Here is a 14325-nt window from a genome sequence, read left to right as displayed (position 1 = left end):
TATGTGCCTGATTTAACGATAAGTACAGTGAAAACAAAGTTATCCACTTTATCTAAATGTCTTAATTCAGGACGGACGTGTCAATCGGAGTCCTACTCTGCGGTAGGGATCGTAGTGGAATACCGCAGCAAGCGTGGGCCTTTTAACGAAGGGGCGAGGAATTGAAACAAAGAGCCCGACCCGAAGCGGCTGGAAACTATTGTACAATGTTTGTAAGAGAAGGCGAGGGAACCGCCCAAATAGAAAAACGTACTATGTAATAGTGCGCTGTAGTTTTTTGAAAATGATGTAACCAATGAGCACTCCGATTAGGTCAGCTAATACATCAAGCGCTTCTAAAGATCGTCCAAAATTCATTTCATCTTGCATAATTTCGGTCAGAAATCCATAAATGGCCATAATTTGTACGAAGTACAGAGACTTAATTCTCGGAAATGCAGCCATGAAAGTAAACCCTAGAAGTGCGAAAATTCCGAAATGTAAAATCTTATCAATCCCGTCAAACATAAAGGGATAATCTAAGTTTTCTACGCCAGGTTTGAGCAGCATATAAGTAAGAAATGCCCAATAAATGGGCAATATCTTACGAAATATTTTCGAAACCTTATCCAAGGGAAGCTTGATAATCTTCTGCTGAAAGCAGTTCTGACTGATCTGCCCCCTCTGCTAATTCTAATTTAATAATCCAACCTTTTCCATAAGGATCTGTATTAAGAAGTTCTGGCTGATCTTCTAAATCCGTGTTAAATGCTGAAACGGTTCCATTTAAGGGTAGGAATAAATCTGAAACGGTTTTCACAGCTTCTACACTTCCGAACACGTCTCCTGCAGATAGTTCGTCGTCTACAGAATCAACATCAACAAAAACAATGTCTCCCAATTCGCCTTGTGCGAAATCAGTTATGCCGATGGTTGCTGTGTTTCCGTCAATCTTAACCCACTCGTGGTCTTTGGTGTATTTTAATTCGCCTGGTAAATTCATTTTGGTAATTTTTATGGTTCAAAAATAATTAAAATAATATGATATTCAAAAGTTTATCTCTCTTTTAAAAATGACATTTTTCCATATTGAAAATTTACTGATACAATTTTATGCTTTCATCAATTCAAATAAGAATGATTGTCAATGTCAATCCTTTAATTTATCTTGTTTTCTTAAATTTGCTCTTATAAATTAATATAGTAAACTTTAGTTGCGGTTTATCATTTTACTTAGGATAATAACGCACCTATAAATAATCAACTCATGAACGTCGAAAATAAATTAAAACTTTCCCAAAAAACATTTGATACCTGGAAATCTGTTCCCTTTAAAGATAAGCAAAAATTACTGAAAAAATTAGCAAAAGTCTTGGATCGTAATGCAGAACAGTTTGGAAAACTTATCACCAAGGAAATGAATAAGCCCATTACCCAATCGGTTGCTGAAATTAAAAAATGCGCGTTGATGGTTCGGTACTATGCAGATGCAGAAAATATTTTAAAATCTGAGCAGATTAAAACAGAGTTTAGAATTTCAGAAATTCACTACATACCAAAAGGGGTAATTTTAGGAGTAATGCCTTGGAACTTTCCTTTCTGGCAGGCGATCCGTTTTGCGGTTCCCGCGATTCTGGCCGGAAATACCGTTGTGATGAAACACGCTTCAATTTGTTTCGGCAGTGGAAACGCGATTGAAAAGATTTTTCTAGAAGCAGGATTTCCAAAAGGAGTTTTTCAAAATTTAGAAATTGGACATGCTGAAGTAAAAAAAGTTCTGGAACATCCGATTGTAAAAGGCGTGAGTTTAACCGGTAGCGAAAAAGCTGGTGCAGAAGTCGCTGCAATTGCCGGAAAAAACATTAAAAAATCATTACTAGAACTTGGCGGAAGTGACGCTTTTATCGTTTTGGATGATGCTGATTTTGCAAGCGCTGCCGAAGCTGGTGCGAAGTCAAGACTGCTCAATTGTGGCCAAGCCTGTAATGCTGCCAAAAGATTTATTATTCAGAAAAATGTTGAAAAGGAATTTCTTTCGCTTTTCATTCAAGAATATCAGAAATTTGTCGCAGGTGATCCTTTAAAAAAGAAAACCAATATGGCGGGCATGGCTCGTCCGGATTTGGCTGATGAATTAGAACAACAGTATAATAAGGCGTTAAAAAATGGAGCTGAGATTATTTTACCGCTACAAAGAATTTCTGAAAACGAATTCGTACCCGGTTTAATTAAAGTAAAAGCTGGAAATTCAATTTTACAAGAAGAGCTTTTCGGGCCGCTGGGAATGGTGATGATTGCGAAAGATGATCAACAGACCATCAAACTTGCAAATAATATTCCGTTCGGTCTATCTGATTCGGTTTGGACGAAAGATAAAAAAAGACAACAATTCTATATTGATCATTTGGAATCTGGCACCGTAAGCATTAATAAAGCAACGAGCTCCGATCCAAGATTGCCTTTTGGTGGCGCAAAATCTTCGGGTTACGGAACTGAACTTTCGATGGTTGCCTTGAGAGAGTTTGTGAATGTAAGAACTGTGGTTGGAAAATAATTAACTTTAACCATATATAATGTCCGCTCCAATTTCGAGCGGATTTTTTATGCCGGAAAAATATTTTAGATTTAACTTTCTTCACGATCAACACTCTATCTAGAAACTAATCTATGAAATCTCTTAAAATCACAACGGCTTTTGCTGTCTTCTTCCTACTTTCTTGCTCTACAAAAAATCAACATCAACGAAATCAGGATAATCTCACTTTCAATTTAAATCAAACTCCGACGAAAATAAATCCTAAGAATAATCTTAATAAAGGTTTAAACAAAATGAAACCGTCTAAGAATACCGAACTTCAAAAAAGTGATTTTCTGACGTATGCTAATGCCGATAATTTTGAATATTTGCTGAAAGAAAATAACGTTGCACTTATAGTCTTTGGTATGGTATCCAATGATTATTCGGCGTTTGAAAAGAAATATGGAATTAAAGTAAAAACTGAAAACTGTGTCATTTCACCTGGAATTTCAAAATTAGCCACTGCGAATAACTTAATAATTTCAAATTATCTAACTGAAAAATTTGATAATGACTGGAAAACCGATTTGGAAATAATGCCTTTTGGACTCAATTAGAATATCTGCATTTTCAAATTAAAATTCAGCAACCGTAACCTTCAACTGCGATTTATACAAGGTAGAATAATACCCGTTTCTGTCGAGCAGTTCCTGGTGCTTTCCTTCTTCTACAATTTTCCCCTGTTCCATGACAATGATTTTATCAGCATTAACTATGGTTGAAAGTCGGTGAGCAATAATAATTGAAGTTCTGTTTTTCGTAATTTTTTCCGTAGCTCGTTGAATTAATTTTTCACTTTCGATGTCGATGGAAGATGTAGCTTCGTCCAAAATCAAAATTTTCGGATCAGAAAGATAAGCTCGTAGAAATGACAACAATTGTCTCTGACCTAAAGAAATAGAAGATCCCCTTTCACGAACAACGTAATCATAACCACCTGGCAAACTTTCAATAAAATCATCCACTTCAATATCTTTGGCGACACTTTTAATCTTTTCTAAAGTTACCGACTCATCTCCAAAGGCGAGATTTTCGAAAATACTGCCGTGGAATAAAAAGACATCTTGTAATACAACACCGATGTGACTTCTGAGATTATACAATTCGTAGTCCTTTAAATCAACATCATCTAATAAAATCCTACCAGAATTGATATCATATAATCTCGTAATCAAACTGATAATGGTAGATTTTCCCGCGCCAGTTGCTCCAACAATAGCTACAGTCTCGCCAGGATTAACTTTAAAGCTAATGCCTTTTAAAACTTCTTGTTTTTCATCATAAGAAAAATGAACATTTTTGAATTCGATTTTTCCTTCGAAATGATCCTTAGCAATCGTCCCGTGATTCGGCATTGCAAAATCTTCATCCATAACGCCCAAAACTCTTTCTGCCCCGACGAGTCCTCTTTGAATATTATTAAAACGATCGGCAATCTGTCGCAGCGGACGAATCAACATGGAAATAAATTGAATAAAAGCAATTACTTTTCCTGCGGTAATGGCAATAAACCCACCATAGAAAAGGATAAACCCTATAAATAAAGACGAAATCAATTCAACAACCGGAAAAAATAAGGAGAAGATGAAAACCGTTTTCAACAAAGCTGATTTTAACGTGATATTAATATCATCAAAATTCTTAAATTCTGTCTTCTGTCTGTTAAAGACTTGTACGATTGACATTCCAGAAAGTCGTTCCTGTACAAAAGAGTTTTGGTTAGAGGTCCAGGTTCGTTCATCACCAAAGGCTTTCTTCAATCTTTTCTGGAAAAACCGAGTGATCATCACCATCAATGGTAGAATTACTAGCGAGATATAACTCAAATGGACATCAACCTGAAACATCATAATCAACACGAAAACGATCCGCAAGATGTCGCCGAAGACCATTAAAAACCCGTCGGTATAAACGGTCGCAATGGTTTCTACATCACCAACTGCACGCGTGACCAATTGTCCAATCGCCGTTTTATCAAAAAAAGAAGTTCGGAAATATATGAGTTTATGATACAGTCTTTCGCGAATATCACGAATTACATTTTGAGAAATAAAGTTGGAAAAATAAACAAGGAAAAAATTTAAAACTGTTTCGCCAAAAACCAAGGCTACCAAAACATAAATATGCTTCATCATCAACTCTTTATCTCTGAGCTGAATGATATCCGTATCTACAATCTGCATGGTCAAGTACGGCCGATACGTAGAAATGATCGACAAAACGATTGAAATAATAAGCGTAACAATAAACCACGACCGAAATTTCATACCGATTACAAATAGTCGTTTAATAATATCCCAAGTCGATTGTTGCTTCATATTTAATAAAAAATTCTTTGCAAAAATACAGAATTTTGCAGGGATGAAAGGCGTGTGAAGATCGAGTTTTGAAATTGAGATGATCGATGGCTAAAAATCGTACCCTACATCAACCAAAAATAAACCTTGCGGTGGCGCAGAAGTTCCAGCAGAATTCCGGTTTTTGTCTTGGATAATTTGATGCATACTATCAGGCTCCATTTTTCCGTTACCAATTTCAACCATGGTTCCCACAATCGCGCGAACCATATTTCGTAAAAAACGATCAGCAGAAATGGTGAATTTTAATTCTGTTCCATTTTGTTCCCAAAAAGCTTTATAGATTTTGCAGTTATTGGTTTTATTTCCCGTGTGTAATTTAGAAAAACTCGTGAAGTCCTCGTATTCAAAAAGAATTTCACATGCTTCATTCATTCGGTCGACATCCAAATCTCTTTTCCAGATTTGCCACGAAGAATCTTGAGTAAAAGGATTTTTCTCTAAAGATATATGGTATTCGTAAGTTCTGAAAGTCGCATCAAATCTCGCGTGAAAATTTTCTTTAACTGCAAAAACCGTTTTAATGGAAATGTCTGGTGGCAAAAAACTGTTTAGATGATAGGGTAAATTGACCTCGATGGCATTTGCAGTCTCAAAGTGCGCAAATATTTTCTTCGCATGTACGCCAGTATCAGTTCTACCCGCGCCAGTAATTTTAATATCTTCCCGCAGAATTGTTGACATAGCTTTTTCCAAAACCTCCTGCACCGTAATTTCGTTCGGTTGAATTTGAAAACCAAAATAATTTTTACCCGAATATGAAAACTCTATGAAATACCTCATCGACTGCAAATTTACAGAATTTTTAAGAGCAACAAAAAAACGATTCCTCACAAATCCAGTCGCGCTTTCACTACTCGCTTCCCTCGTCTACCCACGAGGGAGAGCTCAAACAGGCCGTTCAATCGGGTCTAAAAGAACTGGCATTTCTTCTTTTCAATATTCAATTTTCTGAAACAAAAGTTTTCCCCTACAAAACTTAGGAACAATAGTAATTAACAAAATCCAAATAAAAGGATGAAATTAGCGCCATGAAAATACTCCTTCTCTCCGACTCCCATTCTTATATCGATGATCGAATTTTAGAATATGCAACAAACGCAGATGAGATTTGGCATTGCGGTGATTTTGGGAATTTGGAAGTGATTGAGAAATTAGAGAAGATAAAACCGTTACGAGGAGTTTACGGCAACATCGACGGCACAGAAATTAGAAAAATATTCCCCGAAGTTTTACGATTTAAATGCGAAGACGTAGAAGTTCTAATGATTCACATTGGTGGTTATCCCAATAAATACACCCCTTTAGCAAAAAAGGAAATCGAAGAAAAAGCACCGAAACTTTTTATCTCCGGACATTCTCATATTTTAAAAGCAATGTATGATCAAAAAAACAGTTTGCTTCACCTCAATCCTGGCGCCATGGGAAAAGTCGGTTGGCACCAAATGAGAACGATGATGCGTTTTGAAATTAATGGTGATCAGATTGAAAACTTAGAAGTGATTGAATTGGGAAGGAAATAAAATTTGCAAATTTCTATATTAAGGAGTGCTTATTTCTTTTGTAAGCTTTCATAAATACTATGAATCAAACCATCAGCAACAGAAATTTTCGGAACAAAGATTTTATCAATATCACTCCAAGTCATTACATTATTATAAATTTCTAAGGCAGGAACCAACACATCAGCGCGGTCTTCCCGCAGGTTGAATTTGCTCATCCGTTCGGCAACCGTTAGTTCATTCAGTTCCTTGTAAGATTTTTTCAGATAAGCGCTGGACATTGGTTTGCCATCTTTGGTTTTGCTCATCGAAAATATTTTGTTGATATTTCCACCTGACCCAATTGCCATAATTGGTTTTTTGCTGTTGATGTTTTTGCGGATGTCTTCTTTCAGCTCCTTCCACAGGTCTTCCTTCACCAAACCATTTAACAGCCGGATTGTTCCGATATTAATAGATTTCTCATACTGCATTTTTCCATTTTCATAGAACATCAATTCAGTAGAGCCGCCGCCAACATCAATATAAAGATAGGCGCTGTTTTTGTCAAGTCCATCGGCGACATGATTTTCGAAAACCAAACCCGCTTCCTCATCTCCTGTAATAATTTCAATATCAATTCCCGAAGATTTTTTAACTTGTTTAATGATTTCTTGCCCATTTTTAGCATCACGCATGGCGCTGGTCGCACAAGCTCGGAAATGTTCAACTTTATAAATCTTCATCAAACCGCTGAAAACACCCATCGAGTCGATAATCATTTTCTCCCGTTCCTTGCCAATCTCCCCTTTGGTGAAAACATCCATACCCAGCCGAAGCGGAATCCTGAGTAAATTGAGTTTAGTGAATTGCGGCTTCCCTTTTTTAGGTTCCGTAACTTCACTTATCAACAGTCTGGCGGCATTACTTCCGATATCGATGGCAGCTATTTTCATTCTATTTGAAATAGGATTTATTAAAATGACTTCTTCAGCAAAGAAAAAAGTTCATTTTATTTAAAGGTAGGACGAGTCAAAAGAAAAAGGCACTAAATCTCGAATCGACTTGGTTTTGAAAATTTCACCATCCAGCGACGCAAAATAAATCTCTATTTCGTCTTTCTGCTTGGCTTCATATTCTAAAATCGATTGACGGCAAGCGCCACACGGCGGAATTGGAACGGAAGAAGTTGCTTTTCTAGGCGCACCAATTACAAACAGCTTTTTAATTTTCACCTCAGGAAAATTGGCTCCCGTGTAAAAAATTGTGGTTCGTTCGGCGCAAAGACCTGAAGGATAAGCGGCATTTTCTTGATTGCTGCCCGTGATGATTTCTCCGTTCTCTAAGAGAATGGCGCAACCGACGGTGAAATCAGAATAAGGTGCGTAGGCTATATTGCGGATTGCCATTGCTTTATCGAAAAGCGTTTTTTCCATCGCATCTAGATGGTCGTAATTTTCGATGGCTTCGTAATTGATTGTAATTTGTTTATCCATTGGTAAAATTGGATAGTAAAGATATAGGTTTTTTTTCAAAGCACTTGTATCAATGCGTAAACACTGCGAATTTCTTTCATTCAATATTCTTACAATTTTTTGCGTTTAAATAAAGCAAAAACTAGAATCATAAAAGTTGATGAGTGAATCTTTCATTAAAAAATAGGAAAACTAAATGATGGTTTTAAAAAAATTTAGAGAAAATCTTTAACCTAAACCTAATAACCGAATCAGACCAATCTATTGATCAATTTGTAAAGAAGAAAATGGTTTTCAGTATGAATACTTATCATCAATAGTGAAAAAAATCACCTAAGTAAATCTCATTGTTTCAACATCAATATTGTAATTTTACTTGTGGAAATTTTTGGTCTTAAAGATCGTAGATAAATAACCGAGACTCATGAAAAATTTAGATAAAAATAGCCAACCCTTGCCTAATATTACTAGTCCGCATTCTGCTTCTGAATCGATGTTAGAAGATTTTTTCATTCACTCATTGCAGGAGATGTACTACGTTGAAAACAGCATATCTGAGGAGTTTGCGCTTATAAAAGATGAAATTTCTTCTGCAAAATTAAAAGATATTCTTAAAACTCATTATGCAATTCACTTAAGACATAAGGACAGGCTCGTAAAAATATTTGAATTAAGAGATGAATTAATTGAGAACAAGAAATCCGAAATTTTTGACGCCTTAATTTCTGAAGGGAAACGCCATCTTGCCATCTTTCCAAACGATATCGTCAACTGGGAAATAGCGCTAATTCTGGTTTCGCAAAAATTAAGTCACTACAAAATTGCCTCCTATGGCGGACTAGCCCATGTTGCCATTAAATTAAATTATTATAAAGCGGCAACCTTGCTCGCGATAAGTGTTCAGGAAGAAGAAGAGTTTATTACCAATAATTTAAATGGCATTTTCGATGCGTTTTTGGCTTCTCATGTTGCAGGATATAGAAATTAAAACCTTTCAATCTTTATTAGTAGATTATTAAAAGAGGCTTTCGATTAGAATGCCTCTTTTCTTTGTATCGATATAATAAATGAGAATAAACAAGACCTCAACATCGCTTTTCGTAAATTCGATGTCTTAATAAAAAAATATTTATGATTTTATATTCTCCCATTCAATTTAGAAATTTAGAACTCAACAACCGTTGGGTAATGTCGCCGATGTGTATGTATTCTTGTGAAGATGGTGTGCCTAATGATTTTCATTTTGTGCATTACGGCAGTCGAGCGCAGGGCGGAACAGGATTGCTAATTGTTGAGGCAACTGGCGTTGTACCAGAAGGACGGATTACCCACAAATGCACGGGACTTTGGAATGATGAACAAATGCAGGGTTTTAAAAAAATCGTTGATTTCGTACACCAGAATTCTCAAAGTAAAATTGGAATTCAATTGGGTCACGCTGGTAGGAAAGCTTCAACCTGGAATGGTAAACAACTTTCTTTGGAAGAAGGTTGGGAAACGGTAGCGCCGTCTACAATTCCTTACGCGGAAGGGGAAAGAAATCCGCATCAGCTAACAATTTCCGAAATTAAAAAATTAGTTCAGGATTTCCAAGATGCTACGAGTAGATCATTAGAAGCTGGCTTTGATGTAATTGAAATTCACGCGGCTCACGGATATTTAATTCACCAGTTCCTGTCGCCTTTATCAAATTTAAGAACTGATGAATATGGTGGAAGTTTTGAAAACAGAATTCGTTTTCTGGTAGAAATTGTAGATGCGGTAAATGAATTGCTCGATGAAGATCATCCACTTTTTGTTAGAATCTCTGGAACAGAATATGCGGAAAATGGTTGGGAAATTTCCGATAGCGTGAAACTTGCAGAAGTTTTGAAAAATAAAAAAGTTGATTTAATTGATGTTTCAAGCGGTGGAAATATTTCTGGCGCAAAAATCAGTTTGTTTGACGGTTATCAAGTTCCATTATCCGCTGAAATTAAAAAAGAAACCGGAATTAAAACAGGTGCTGTTGGTTTGATTAAATCCGCAGAACACGCCGAAGAAATTTTACAAAAAGAAGAAGCTGATCTAATTTTCGTAGCTCGGGAAATCTTGAGAAATCCGTATTTAGCAATTCAAGGTTCATTTGAAGGAAAAGGAGAATGTGATTTTCCATACCAATATGACAGAGCGAGAATTTAATTCTCTAAATATTTTTCACGCAATGACGCAATGAAAAACGCAAAGACCGCAATATTAATTATTGCGGTCTTTTTATTCAAATCTTTTTGGTAATTTCTATCGTTAAAATGAAACAAGAGCATTGCGCTCATTGCGGTAATTTCATTGCGTCACTACGTGAGAATTAAGAATATTCAAACTGTCGAATCACTTCTAATGTTTTATCAATTTCCTTTTCTTTAATCGCGTCAGAAATAAACCAGGTTTCATAACCACTTGGCGGCAGATAAATTCCTTTCTCCAATAACTGATGAAAGAAATTATTAAATAAAGCATGATTCGAATTGGCTGCTTCATCAAAATTCGACACGGCATTGATATGGAAAAAGATACTCATCATTGAGCCTTTTCTATTAATTCGGTGTTCGATGCTTTTTGAATTCAATATTTTTCCGATTTCAAAATCTAAAGTTTCCGTCGTCTTGCTTAAATTTTGATAAAAGTTTTCATCATTTTTAATATGTTGTAAAGTCGTTAATCCGGCACGCATCGCCAACGGATTTCCACTTAGAGTTCCAGCTTGATAAACTGCACCTTTTGGCGCAAGATGATCCATGATTTCATTTCTTCCAGCAAAAGCACCGACGGGAAGTCCGCCCCCAATCACTTTTCCGAAAGTCACTAAATCTGCTTTCACGTTATATAATTCCTGTGCACCACCAAACGCCAACCTAAATCCGGTCATTACTTCATCAAAAATGAGAAGTGCACCGTTTTCATCACAGAGTTTTCTCAATTTTTGAAGGAAATTATTTTCCGGTAAAACGCAACCCATATTTCCAGCAACGGGCTCGATGATGATTGCGGCAATTTCACCTTGATTCAATCGGAACAAATCTTCCACTTGTTCAATGTCGTTATACCGGGCGTTCAAAGTATCTTTTGCCGTTCCAGGAGTTACACCGGGTGAACTTGGATTTCCGAAAGTCGCCATTCCACTACCCGACTTGATTAAAAAGGAATCGGAATGTCCGTGGTAACAACCTTCGAATTTAATAAATTTATCTCTTTTTGTAAAACCGCGCGCTAAACGAATCGCACTCATACAAGCTTCTGTACCTGATGAAACCATTCTGATCTGGTCAATATTCGGAACATTTTCTACAATGTATTTTGCAATTTCTGTTTCTAGTTCTGTTGGTGTTCCATAGGAAAAACCTTTTTCTGCTTGCTTCTTAATGGCTTCCAAAACTTCGGGATGCGTATGACCAAGTATGGCCGGACCCCAAGAATTAATGTATTCGATGTATTGATTATCATCGGCATCAGTTAAGTAAGCGCCTTTTGCAGCTTTCATAAATAAAGGCACGCCGCCGACAGATTTAAAAGCACGAACGGGTGAATTTACTCCGCCCGGAATATATTTGTACGCTTCATCGAATAAAGCTGAACTTCTTTGGTAATTCATAATTGATGGGTAATGAGTAATAAATAATGAGTAATGAGTAATGAGTAATGAGTAATGTAGAAAATTTAACTTCTAAGGTCTACCTACTTTCTTGGTTTTTTACTTTGAAGATAAATGAGTTGTCCGACTTTAGGTTGCTGGCCGTAATCCATTCTGTTTTTAGAATAGAGTTTGTTCAGTTTAACTCCGAATTTCTGGGAGATGTCGTGCATCGATTCTGCTGCTTGAGCGCTGTACGTTGCGACATTTCCTTTGTTAGATTTATTTTCTAAAAAAAGAATATCATTTCTTCGCAATTCATTTCCGTCGAGTTCATTCCATTTCATCAAAGCGCTTTCTGTAATCTGGAATTTTTTCGAAATTGCGGCTAAAGCAATGTCATTTGGAATAATCACGAATTTTTTACCACCATTGGGGTGACTTTTAATTAGAATAGCATTCAGCGATTCTGCGGTCGACACCAATTTCTCTACTTTCTTTTTTTGATCAGTATAAGAAATTTGCTCGTACGGAACTTTAATCGTGACAGGTTTTGATTTCACTTGACTTTGATCTAATCGCGCCATGAAAATATCGTCATTTTTCAAATTAGGATACATTTTTAAAACTGCGTAGAGCACTTCTTTGGAATTAGTTCTGTCAAATTCGTATAGTTTATTCTTTTCAATTTTATCAATCAGAATATAGGCATATTTTGGATTCGTCGCGTAGCCGGCTTTTTTCAAACCGTGAGCCCAGGCTTTGTAATCCATCATGTCGAGTTTAAAAAGATTGACGTAAAATTTACGATAAGCCAAAAATTTCGAATGATCTTCATAAGAATCACGTGGATCATCGTACACTCGAAAACATTCATTCGGCGCGTCGTCCGTGTGTTTCATGGTTTTTCCCGTCCAGTCTTCTTTACACTTGATACCGAAATGGTTATTTCCCTGTTGCGCCAAGCGACTTTGTCCGCCGCCAGTTTCCAGAAGTCCTTGTGCTAAAGTTATAGAAGCTGGAATTTTATATTTTTCCATTTCCTCTACCGCGTACAAGGCAAATTTTTGAATGTATTGCTCGTCTGTTTTCCAACCTTGCGCGTTGAATTTCGCAAATAAGATCACTACGAGAGCAAAAAATACTTTCTTCATATATTATATTTAATGACTTTAAAACTAGTAATGTTCTATATCATATTTCAATTTATATAGATTAATGCACGATTCTGTTTTTTCAAGAGTTCGTTGGCGCCAGAAATTCCCTGCAAGCCACCTGTATGAAAAGCCAAAATCTTACTTCCTGCTGGAAAATAATTTTCTTTAATCATTTCGAATAACTTCTTCATCATCTTTCCAGTATAAATCGGGTCGAGTTGAATTCCATAATTCAGGTTAAAGTCATTGATAAAACGAATATTTTCGTCCGTTATTTTACCATACTTTCCCTCGTGTGCTTCTATCAGTTCAAAATTGTTTCTGGTTGAAAGTTCTAACACCTTATTATATAAGGAGTGATCATCAACCACCTTAAAGCCTAAAACCTTCTGATGCTCTTCTGCAAATTTGGAAATTCCGGCGATGGTGCCACCAGTTCCTACTGCAGTGCAAAGATAATCAAAACTTTTTGTTTCCTCAGTGAGCATGAATTGAATCCCTTCCACAGCGTGTTCGTTGGTTCCGCCTTCTGGAATGATTAACGCATCTGCAAATTCGTTTTCTAAAATTTGGGTTAAACCATCTTTGTCTCGATACTCTTCTCGGGTTACAAACCGAAAGTCCATTCCGTGATGATGCGCCAGTTTTAAAGTTGGATTCTCCTGCCATTTATCCTGAAATTCCTCACCACGAATTATTCCTAACGTTTTCAATTGATATTCTTTTCCCAAAGCAGCAACGGCCGCAATATGATTGGAGAAAGCTCCTCCAAAAGTAATGATGAACGGATTCTCTGGATTATGATCTAAATAGGAATTGATATTATATAAAAGTTTCCAATATTTATTCCCTGAAATTTGAGGATGAATGAGATCTTCTCTTTTCAGAAAAAGCTGGATGTTTTTTTGAAGAGGGATTTCGGTGATGGGAATTGAAATGGTGGGGAGTTTCATTTCGACAAATTTCGTGGAAATATTTGAGAATTGAATATTCTCTCTTTAAACAAAGCTTGTAACATTTCGGTATTGACATTTATATTATCACAATCAAAATGGCGGTATTAATAAAAAGTTATAAATTTGGTTAGCAATAATCGTAGAAAAGAACATCATGGACACTCGAATTTCAAATCAAAAATTAGAATTAATTCAATGGCTTTCGGCATTGGAGGATCAATCAGTAATCGAAAAGCTTATTACCTTTCGTAAGGAAGAAACCAAAGATTGGTGGGATTCTATTTCTGCCAAAGAGAGAAATGCCATCGAAAAAGGAATTAATGATGCTGACGATAAAAAACTAAATTCCCATTCTGAAGTAAGAAAAATCTATGAAAAGTGGTTATAATATTCTTTGGACTGATATGCTTTAGAGGAGTTAGAACAAACTATCGACTATCTTGAAAGAAATTTCACGGAAAAAGAAATTAGTAAGCTTGCCAAAAAATTTGAAAGTGTTCTGGAATTAATTTCTATCAATCCATTTATTTTTCCAAAGTCTGAAAATAAAGAAACTTTTAAAGTCGTCATTTTAAAGTTTAATTCACTCTATTATCGGGTCAAAGATAACGACGTAGAAATCCTATCTTTCTTTTCTAACAGACAAAATTCAAAAGAAGACAATCTTTAAAAATCCTTTCAGACTCGTAACACTAATTTTGTTTTCATATTAACCTGCGCCCCGACCTGAGTGGA

15 protein-coding genes are annotated in these 14325 nt (G+C 36.1%); 6 read left to right on the top strand and 9 right to left on the bottom strand.

The features are described from left to right. Positions 1-252: 252 nt before the first annotated feature. Both BMX49_RS04630 and gcvH read right to left on the bottom strand, forming a co-directional pair. Entirely contained in the window at positions 253-579 is a 327-nt protein-coding gene (locus BMX49_RS04630; protein WP_034718966.1) for a VanZ family protein, read from the bottom strand. A gap of 25 nt (positions 580-604) precedes the next feature. Next, complete coding sequence (gene gcvH, locus BMX49_RS04625; RefSeq protein ID WP_034718964.1) at positions 605-982, bottom strand: glycine cleavage system protein GcvH; 378 nt, start codon at positions 980-982, stop codon at positions 605-607. Positions 983-1246: 264 nt separating this feature from the next. On the opposite strand from gcvH, the gene BMX49_RS04620 reads away from it, so the two are divergent. Both BMX49_RS04620 and BMX49_RS04615 read left to right on the top strand, forming a co-directional pair. Then, positions 1247-2533 carry an aldehyde dehydrogenase family protein gene (locus BMX49_RS04620; protein ID WP_034718963.1) on the top strand — a complete coding sequence of 429 codons (1287 nt, stop codon included), beginning with the start codon at positions 1247-1249 and terminating at the stop codon, positions 2531-2533. 113 nt (positions 2534-2646) lie between these two features. Then, positions 2647-3114, top strand: a complete 468-nt coding sequence (locus tag BMX49_RS04615) for an FEKKY domain-containing protein (protein WP_051803703.1) — start codon at positions 2647-2649, stop codon at positions 3112-3114. An 18-nt stretch (positions 3115-3132) separates the two neighbouring features. On the opposite strand, the gene BMX49_RS04610 is transcribed toward BMX49_RS04615, so the two are convergent. Both BMX49_RS04610 and truA read right to left on the bottom strand, forming a co-directional pair. Then, positions 3133-4875: an ABC transporter ATP-binding protein gene (locus BMX49_RS04610; RefSeq protein WP_034718961.1), complete on the bottom strand. Its 1743-nt coding sequence runs from the start codon at positions 4873-4875 to the stop codon at positions 3133-3135. A gap of 90 nt (positions 4876-4965) precedes the next feature. Then, positions 4966-5697: a tRNA pseudouridine(38-40) synthase TruA gene (truA, locus tag BMX49_RS04605; RefSeq protein WP_034718960.1), complete on the bottom strand. Its 732-nt coding sequence runs from the start codon at positions 5695-5697 to the stop codon at positions 4966-4968. Positions 5698-5945: 248 nt separating this feature from the next. Between truA and BMX49_RS04600 the strand changes: the two genes are divergently transcribed. After that, complete coding sequence (locus tag BMX49_RS04600; protein ID WP_034718958.1) at positions 5946-6437, top strand: metallophosphoesterase family protein; 492 nt, start codon at positions 5946-5948, stop codon at positions 6435-6437. A gap of 29 nt (positions 6438-6466) precedes the next feature. Here the strand turns inward: BMX49_RS04600 and BMX49_RS04595 are convergent, their stop codons facing one another. Together BMX49_RS04595 and BMX49_RS04590 are read right to left on the bottom strand one after the other, a co-directional pair. Then, a complete protein-coding gene (locus BMX49_RS04595) occupies positions 6467-7351 on the bottom strand; it encodes a Ppx/GppA phosphatase family protein (protein WP_034718956.1) in 885 nt (294 codons plus the stop codon). A gap of 60 nt (positions 7352-7411) precedes the next feature. Then, positions 7412-7891 carry a cytidine deaminase gene (locus BMX49_RS04590; RefSeq protein ID WP_034721187.1) on the bottom strand — a complete coding sequence of 160 codons (480 nt, stop codon included), beginning with the start codon at positions 7889-7891 and terminating at the stop codon, positions 7412-7414. 403 nt (positions 7892-8294) lie between these two features. On the opposite strand from BMX49_RS04590, the gene BMX49_RS04585 reads away from it, so the two are divergent. Together BMX49_RS04585 and namA are read left to right on the top strand one after the other, a co-directional pair. Then, positions 8295-8858 carry a DUF892 family protein gene (locus BMX49_RS04585; protein WP_034718955.1) on the top strand — a complete coding sequence of 188 codons (564 nt, stop codon included), beginning with the start codon at positions 8295-8297 and terminating at the stop codon, positions 8856-8858. A gap of 146 nt (positions 8859-9004) precedes the next feature. Beyond that, complete coding sequence (gene namA, locus BMX49_RS04580; RefSeq protein ID WP_034721185.1) at positions 9005-10051, top strand: NADPH dehydrogenase NamA; 1047 nt, start codon at positions 9005-9007, stop codon at positions 10049-10051. Positions 10052-10214: 163 nt separating this feature from the next. On the opposite strand, the gene hemL is transcribed toward namA, so the two are convergent. From hemL to BMX49_RS04565, 3 genes are all read right to left on the bottom strand, one after another. Next, a complete protein-coding gene (gene hemL, locus BMX49_RS04575) occupies positions 10215-11498 on the bottom strand; it encodes a glutamate-1-semialdehyde 2,1-aminomutase (RefSeq protein ID WP_034718953.1) in 1284 nt (427 codons plus the stop codon). A gap of 83 nt (positions 11499-11581) precedes the next feature. Further along, complete coding sequence (locus BMX49_RS04570; protein ID WP_034718951.1) at positions 11582-12631, bottom strand: glucosaminidase domain-containing protein; 1050 nt, start codon at positions 12629-12631, stop codon at positions 11582-11584. A gap of 47 nt (positions 12632-12678) precedes the next feature. After that, positions 12679-13587 carry a 1-aminocyclopropane-1-carboxylate deaminase/D-cysteine desulfhydrase gene (locus tag BMX49_RS04565; RefSeq protein WP_034718949.1) on the bottom strand — a complete coding sequence of 303 codons (909 nt, stop codon included), beginning with the start codon at positions 13585-13587 and terminating at the stop codon, positions 12679-12681. A gap of 157 nt (positions 13588-13744) precedes the next feature. Here BMX49_RS04565 and BMX49_RS04560 point away from each other — a divergent pair, with 157 nt between their 5' ends. Further along, entirely contained in the window at positions 13745-13978 is a 234-nt protein-coding gene (locus tag BMX49_RS04560; protein ID WP_034718947.1) for a hypothetical protein, read from the top strand. Positions 13979-14325 lie beyond the last annotated feature (347 nt).

Origin of the sequence: Kaistella antarctica (genome assembly GCF_900109615.1) — a bacterium.
Classification (GTDB): Bacteria; Bacteroidota; Bacteroidia; order Flavobacteriales; family Weeksellaceae; genus Kaistella; species Kaistella antarctica.
This window is presented reverse-complemented; position numbering and strand designations above follow the sequence as displayed.

Bases quoted from the DNA above. Each gene is read 5' to 3' on its own strand.
- gcvH (WP_034718964.1), bottom strand. From the start codon at position 982: ATGAATTTACCAGGCGAATTAAAATACACCAAAGACCACGAGTGGGTT.
- BMX49_RS04620 (WP_034718963.1), top strand. From the start codon at position 1,247: ATGAACGTCGAAAATAAATTAAAACTTTCCCAAAAAACATTTGATACC.
- BMX49_RS04615 (WP_051803703.1), top strand. From the start codon at position 2,647: ATGAAATCTCTTAAAATCACAACGGCTTTTGCTGTCTTCTTCCTACTT.
- BMX49_RS04610 (WP_034718961.1), bottom strand. From the start codon at position 4,875: ATGAAGCAACAATCGACTTGGGATATTATTAAACGACTATTTGTAATC.
- truA (WP_034718960.1), bottom strand. From the start codon at position 5,697: ATGAGGTATTTCATAGAGTTTTCATATTCGGGTAAAAATTATTTTGGT.
- BMX49_RS04600 (WP_034718958.1), top strand. From the start codon at position 5,946: ATGAAAATACTCCTTCTCTCCGACTCCCATTCTTATATCGATGATCGA.
- BMX49_RS04595 (WP_034718956.1), bottom strand. From the start codon at position 7,351: ATGAAAATAGCTGCCATCGATATCGGAAGTAATGCCGCCAGACTGTTG.
- BMX49_RS04590 (WP_034721187.1), bottom strand. From the start codon at position 7,891: ATGGATAAACAAATTACAATCAATTACGAAGCCATCGAAAATTACGAC.
- BMX49_RS04585 (WP_034718955.1), top strand. From the start codon at position 8,295: ATGAAAAATTTAGATAAAAATAGCCAACCCTTGCCTAATATTACTAGT.
- hemL (WP_034718953.1), bottom strand. From the start codon at position 11,498: ATGAATTACCAAAGAAGTTCAGCTTTATTCGATGAAGCGTACAAATAT.
- BMX49_RS04570 (WP_034718951.1), bottom strand. From the start codon at position 12,631: ATGAAGAAAGTATTTTTTGCTCTCGTAGTGATCTTATTTGCGAAATTC.
- BMX49_RS04565 (WP_034718949.1), bottom strand. From the start codon at position 13,587: ATGAAACTCCCCACCATTTCAATTCCCATCACCGAAATCCCTCTTCAA.
- BMX49_RS04560 (WP_034718947.1), top strand. From the start codon at position 13,745: ATGGACACTCGAATTTCAAATCAAAAATTAGAATTAATTCAATGGCTT.